The organism is Leptolyngbya sp. FACHB-36, from assembly GCF_014695955.1.
Classification (GTDB): domain Bacteria; phylum Cyanobacteriota; class Cyanobacteriia; order Leptolyngbyales; family Leptolyngbyaceae; genus FACHB-36.
Genome location: NZ_JACJPG010000427.1, coordinates 1 through 3,998, shown reverse-complemented (window position 1 = coordinate 3,998; position 3,998 = coordinate 1). Strand labels below are relative to the sequence as shown.

Annotated in this window: 4 protein-coding genes and 1 pseudogene; 2 read left to right on the top strand and 3 right to left on the bottom strand. The window is 50.2% G+C overall.

The window, feature by feature from the left end; translation table 11 throughout:
* From H6F43_RS11985 to H6F43_RS11975, 3 genes and pseudogenes are all read right to left on the bottom strand, one after another.
* Positions 1 to 173 (bottom strand): annotated as a pseudogene (locus H6F43_RS11985) (YebC/PmpR family DNA-binding transcriptional regulator); the annotation flags it as partial.
* A gap of 69 nt (positions 174 to 242) precedes the next feature.
* The gene (locus tag H6F43_RS11980) at positions 243 to 1,061 is read right to left on the bottom strand and encodes a carbohydrate ABC transporter permease (RefSeq protein WP_190342987.1); all 819 of its coding nucleotides are present in this window, start codon (positions 1,059 to 1,061) and stop codon (positions 243 to 245) included.
* Positions 1,062 to 1,071: 10 nt separating this feature from the next.
* On the bottom strand, positions 1,072 to 1,980 hold the full coding sequence (locus H6F43_RS11975; protein WP_242025538.1) for a sugar ABC transporter permease: 909 nt from the start codon (positions 1,978 to 1,980) through the stop codon (positions 1,072 to 1,074).
* A gap of 321 nt (positions 1,981 to 2,301) precedes the next feature.
* On the opposite strand from H6F43_RS11975, the gene H6F43_RS11970 reads away from it, so the two are divergent.
* Together H6F43_RS11970 and H6F43_RS11965 are read left to right on the top strand one after the other, a co-directional pair.
* Positions 2,302 to 3,786, top strand: coding sequence for a nicotinate phosphoribosyltransferase (locus H6F43_RS11970; protein WP_190342986.1), 1,485 nt, complete (start codon positions 2,302 to 2,304; stop codon positions 3,784 to 3,786).
* Between the two features lie 32 nt (positions 3,787 to 3,818).
* Positions 3,819 to 3,998 (top strand): adenylyltransferase/cytidyltransferase family protein (locus tag H6F43_RS11965; RefSeq protein WP_190342985.1); only part of this gene is annotated, 180 nt, incomplete at its 3' end.

The window sequence follows — 3,998 nt, the reverse complement described above, 5'->3', positions numbered from 1 at the left end:
GCCTTGGCTTTCTCGATCGCGGTTCGCAGTTGGAAGTTCGCCTCCGGGTCGGGCACGCCACTTCGAGCCGCCACGATGATTTCGCGTGAGATTTTTGTAAATACTTTACCTTTGACGGCATCGACTCTCGCCTTTTGGCGCTTAATGTTTGCCCACTTACTGTGTCCTGCCATAGCTCAATCGATCGAACAAATTCACTTCTAGAATAAACAATTCTGCTGTACGGTGTCTCCTGATTTCTTTTAAGACTTTCCGCCTGTAAATGTTACACCTTGAATAAAATAGCGATTGAAGAAAGCATAAATCGCCAGCGCAGGCAGCGTGAATAGCATGGATGCAGCCATGATGTAATTCCAGTAGCTCACGTACTGCCCCTTAAACGCATTGAGCCCCAGCGGCAGCGTAAACATATCTGGATCAGAAAGCATTACCAATGGCATGAGAAATTCATTCCATGATCCCATAAATACAAAGATGGTTTGAGCAGCTAAGGCAGGTTTTGCTAGCGGTAGGACAATCTGAAAAAAAGTTTCAAATCGATTCAAGCCATCCAGAGCAGCGGCTTCCTCTAGCTCTTTTGGAAAATTAATAAAGAACTGGCGCATCATAAAAATAAACGTGGCATTTACGATCGTAGGAACAACGAGTCCCTGATAGGTATTTAGCCAGCCAAGAGACTTAAGAATCAGAAACTTGGGCAGCAGTGTAATCTGTCCGGGCACCATCAACACGGCTAAAATCAGGAAAAACCAAAATTGATTTCCCGGAAATCGGATTCGTGCCAGCGCGTATCCTGCCATTGAGTTAAACAGTAGATTAAACAGCGTGACTAAAATTGCCACGATCGTGCTGTTCAGTAACCAGCGACCAAACAGTGGTTCCTGCGTGAAAATTTGCTGATAGTTTGACAGCGTAAACTGCTTTGGAATCAAATTGAGTCCGCCTGCGGCAATCTCGGCTAGCGGCTTGAACGAAGCCGACAGCGCCCACAGAAACGGCAGAAACGTCAGCAGCGTGTAGCCGATCAAAACAATGTATAGCAGCCCAGATAGTCGTTTCATACGGCGTGATTCAATCCAGTCGCTCTTCCTGAAACAGAACGCGCTGAATCAGCGTTGCAGTCATCAAAACCACAGCCAACAGCAGCGTCAGTGCCAGCGCATAGCCCATATCAAGATTCTTGAAAGCGTATTGATAGATTAAGAGAACGATCGTCAGCGTCGAATTATTCGGTCCACCCGATCCGGCTGAAAAAATATAGGACTGATCAAATAGCTGAAATGTACCAATTACTCCCATGACAATCACGAAAAAGGTCACAGGCTGAAGAAATGGTAGCGTAATGTAGAGTAGTTTCTCCCAACGAGTTGCTCCATCGATCGTTGCCGCTTCGTATAGCGATTCTGGAATATCTTGTAATGCTGCTAGATAAATCACCATGAACAGCGGTGCCGTCGACCAAATGTTCATGATCATAATGCCTTTCAGTGCAACCGCCGGATCACCTAACCAGTTATAAGTTGGCAAACTCAACAAACTCAGCACAGCGTTAAGCAATCCGTTTGAGTTGTAAATCCACATAAAAATCAGCGTTAGCACGGCTGAAGAAGTGACGGTCGGCAAAAAGAACGCCACGCGGAACCAAGATTTGCCCCGAATTTGGGTGTTAAGAATTAAGGCTAAAGCAAGTGCCAGAATCGTTTGGATGGGCACGACGATCGCAACATATTGAGCCGTATTTTGTAGCGCAATCCAGACGCGCTCATCACTCGCCATTCGCGCAAAATTCTTCAATCCTGTAAAGCGATAGCTCACCTCACCTAAAAGCTGCACCTTGTGAAATGCCAGCACTACGGCGTACAAAATTGGCAGTACCAGAAACGTGCCCGCAATCAGGATCGTCGGAGCCATAAACAAGTAGCCCGTAACGGCTTCTCTGCGTGCGGGGTGCTGAGCGATCGACGACATCAGGCGTTTCATATACAGCTATCTGCAATGGGTCACAGTCTAGCGTATGACCACCCATCGTCTTTTACCGAGTTTGCTTCTATTCTGAATCAAAGCCTCTGACGATCCTTCCTGAAATCTTTCTAAAAGCAGAGGTGATGATGAACTTGTAGGAACAATGAGGCTATAGCACTGCGGGATCAAAGGAACTGGCGCTTCAATTTTAATGAAAGCTACTATAAATCTAATTAGTATTCGCGCCGTAATTATCAATTATATGGCTATTCCGCTAGCTAGAGGCAGGGTTTAGTTTTTCTAATCCCAATTATTTTTGGTTAAATCAACTATAATTGAATGCATTCGCTTACCAACGTCTACAGCTTCACCTATTCCTGCAACTCCTCTACCGTCTACACCCCTATTACTCCAGTGTCTCCTATCCTCCCTCAATCCTTTGTCCCATCGGTTACCGAGCTTGATCGATCCTTTCAGCCATCAGAAGACCAAGCTCTAACGATCGGTCCAGAGGACTACAGCTTGCTAACAGACCTATACCAACTCACAATGACTGCCTGCTACGTGGGCGAAGGGTTGGATCAGCGTCGTGCCAGTTTCGAGCTATTTGCCCGCCGCCTACCCCAAAACTTCGGCTATCTCGTAGCGATGGGGCTGGCTCAAGCCTTAGAGTACCTGGTAAACTTCCGCTTCACGCCTCAGCAAATTGATGCGCTGCGATCGACTGGAATTTTTGCCCATGCGGACGATCGCTTCTGGACCCTGCTGGCAGATGCTCAGTTCAGAGGCGATGTCTGGGCAGTGCCCGAAGGAACGGTTGTGTTCGCAAACGAACCCCTGCTGCGGATTGAGGCTCCACTATGGCAGGCACAGCTCGTCGAAACTTACCTGCTGAACACGCTGAACTATCAGACGTTGATAGCCACTCGTGCAGCGCGACTGCGAGACGTGGCAGGACCTGATGCGACGTTGTTTGAGTTCGGCACTCGCCGCGCCTTCAGTCCGCAAGGGTCGCTTTGGGCAGCGCGGGCGGCATTGGCGGGTGGGCTAGATGCTACGTCTAATGTGCTGGCGGCACTGAAGCTCGGTCGCAAACCCACGGGTACGATGGCGCACTCACTGGTGATGGCGCTAGCCGCAACCGCAGGCAGCGAAGCACAAGCGTTCACCGCCTTTCACCGCTACTTCCCCGGTGCTCCCTTGCTAATCGACACCTACGACACGATCGCCGCTGCCGACCATTTAGCAGAAAAACGGCAAGCCGGACTGCAACTGGCAGGCGTTCGGATTGACTCCGGTGATCTCGTCACGCTCTCTAAGCAGGTGCGCCAACGTCTGCCAGATATCCCCATCTTTGCCAGCGGCGATCTCGACGAATACAAAATTGCCGAGTTTAACGCTGCCGAAGCCTGCATCGACGGCTACGGTTTAGGGACTCAGCTCGTTACGGGCACTCCGGTCAACGGCGTCTACAAACTTGTTGAAATCGACGGCACCCCCGTGATGAAAGAATCCACTGGCAAAGTCACCTATCCCGGACGCAAGCAGATTTTCCGTCAGGCTGAAGCTGGGGTGATTTGGGGCGATCGCCTCGGCTTAATTGACGAAGAAAAGAGAGAAGGGGAGCCTCTCCTACAACTCGTTATGCAGCAAGGACAGCAAGTAAAGCCTACCGAATCGTTAGAGGCGATCGCTCAACGCACCGCCCACTCCGTTGCTGCCCTTCCTCCCACAACCCGTCAACTTCATACCCCCATTTCCCTCCCAGTCGAACTCTCCTCCACCCTCCAAACCCTGATCCACCGCACCCAACACACTCGCTAACCGGCTCCTTACTCTCTCACTCCTGACTCCCCATGAACATTGCTCTTTTCGGCACCAGCGCAGATCCCCCAACGATCGGGCACCAAGCAGTTCTTCGCTGGCTCTCCCAGCACTTCGATCTCGTCGCAGTTTGGGCAGCGGACAATCCGTTTAAATCGCATCAAACGCCGCTGGTTCACCGCATGGCAATGCTGCAACTGCTGATTGATGAC

Coding starts and splice junctions, on each gene's coding strand:
- H6F43_RS11970 (WP_190342986.1), top strand. CDS start 2,302: ATGCATTCGCTTACCAACGTCTACAGCTTCACCTATTCCTGCAACTCC.
- H6F43_RS11980 (WP_190342987.1), bottom strand. CDS start 1,061: ATGAAACGACTATCTGGGCTGCTATACATTGTTTTGATCGGCTACACG.
- H6F43_RS11975 (WP_242025538.1), bottom strand. CDS start 1,980: ATGAAACGCCTGATGTCGTCGATCGCTCAGCACCCCGCACGCAGAGAA.